1 protein-coding gene is annotated in these 1,790 nt (G+C 62.2%); it reads right to left on the reverse strand.

The features are described 5' to 3' along the window. Positions 1 to 181: 181 nt before the first annotated feature. Positions 182 to 1,644 (reverse strand): IS3 family transposase gene (locus WB402_RS10230; protein ID WP_424207523.1). Its coding sequence is split into 2 segments (ribosomal slippage): positions 182 to 1,272 and positions 1,272 to 1,644, totalling 1,464 coding nucleotides; the frame shifts between segments, so codons are not numbered across the junction. Between the last annotated feature and the right edge of the window lie 146 nt (positions 1,645 to 1,790).

Genomic DNA, 1,790 nt, shown 5'->3' on the forward strand with positions numbered 1-1,790 from the left:
ATCTGGATCAGGCCCTCGGGGTGTTTTGGGATACCGCGTTTCCCCGCCTCCAGATCGGCGCCTAGCCGCTCCCAGTCATAAGTGGTGTTACCCATGACCACATCCTGCGGACCTATTCCCCATATAGCTATCCCTGAACTGCGGAATGTGTCAATGACTTTGAGACACAATGGAACATAAATTACTGTAGATCGTGGGTATCGTTTTGCGGTGACGGGAGATTCTCCTGAGATAGTGAATTAGGCGGTGGATTGATCCATGCTGCGGGTGGCACGGGTTGGGCTGTGGGCGGTTTGCCTTTGAAGCGTTCGGGATGGCGCTGGAAGGCGGCCTGCAGGACCTGATTGCGTTTGAGCACGATCTCGGTGGCTTGGCCGCTATGGACGCTGGCGGGGGTCAGTAGGGCGATGCCACAGTGGTAGTGGTCGTGGTTGTACCAGTCGAAGAAGGGGCCGCAGAAGGTTCTGGCGTCTTCAATGGAGCCGAACTGGGCGGGGAAGTTCGGGCGGTATTTCAGGGTCTTGAACTGCGCTTCGGAATAGGGATTGTCGTTGGAGACATGGGGGCGGGAGTGGGTCTTGGTCACGCCCAAGTCGACCAGGAGCTGCTCGACGCCCTTGGAGGTCATGCTGCTCCCCCGGTCGGCGTGCAGGGTCAGTTGCCCTTCCTGGACGCCCTGGCGGGCACAGGTTTCGGCGATCAGCCGCTTGGCCAGCTCGGTGCACTCGCGGTGCGCCACCATCCAGCCCACCACGCAGCGGCTGAAGATGTCGAGGATGACGTAGAGGTAGAAGTAGGTCCACTTAGCCGGGCCTTTGAGCTTGGTGATGTCCCATGACCAAACCTGGTTCGGCGCGGTGGCGAGCAGTTCCGGCTTGGTGTAGGTGGGGTGGTGCAATTGGCTGCGGCGTTCGCGCACCTCGCCGTGACGCGCCAGGACGCGGTACAGGGTGCGGATCGAGCACAGGTGCTGCTCCTCATCGAGCAGCGCGGCATAGACCTGATAGGGTGAACGGTCCATGAAGCGTTCGCTGTTGAGGGTGTCGAGCACGCGCTGTTCCTCCTCTGCCGACAGAGCCAGGGGTGGGCGGGGGCGCGCCCGAACGGACGCGGTCTGCTCCACCGCCTGGGCACGATAGAACTGCGCCCGGTTGACGTTTAGCGCCGCACAGGCAGACTTGACGCCGGTCTCGCGGCTCAGCTCGATGGCGGCGTTCATGAGCTGGTCACGCCGTTGGTCGGGGGTAGCTCCAGGCCCAGCAGTTGCGAAAGTTTTTTTTGGACCTCGATGATAGTCTGGGCCTGGGTCAGGCGCGCTTGTAGACGTTGATTTTCCCTTTGTAACCGGGCGTTCTCCTCGGCCAGTGGGTGCTTCTCCAGCAGCTTGCGCCCACGTGATTGGGACAGGGCGGCGCGCACCGCCTCGTCACGCTGGGTGCGCCACTTGGTCAGATGCGACGAGTAGAGCCCTTCACGGCGCAGCAGGGCGCCGATCTGTCCGGACTCGGTGCAGCCATCGGCCTCGGCCAAGATGCGCTGCTTGTAGTCGGCAGTGAAACGGCGGCGGGCGGCCTTCTCCAGCACCTCGCTGGGGATGCGCGCCGGTGTGGTCTGTGATTCGGTCCGTACGGCTTGGTCGGTCATGGCTTGCTCCAAGAAACTTCCCTAATTAAATCGAAGGGGAGTGTCTCAGGTATATTGGCACAGAGGGGTACGCTGATTGGGCGCCCTGCCATGAGCGTTCTGCCGACAGCGCCGGCGTGCAGCCTCTGCCTGGCCTGGCGTCAACC

Origin of the sequence: Sulfuricaulis sp. (genome assembly GCF_049587675.1) — a bacterium.
GTDB lineage: Bacteria > Pseudomonadota > Gammaproteobacteria > Acidiferrobacterales > Sulfurifustaceae > Sulfuricaulis.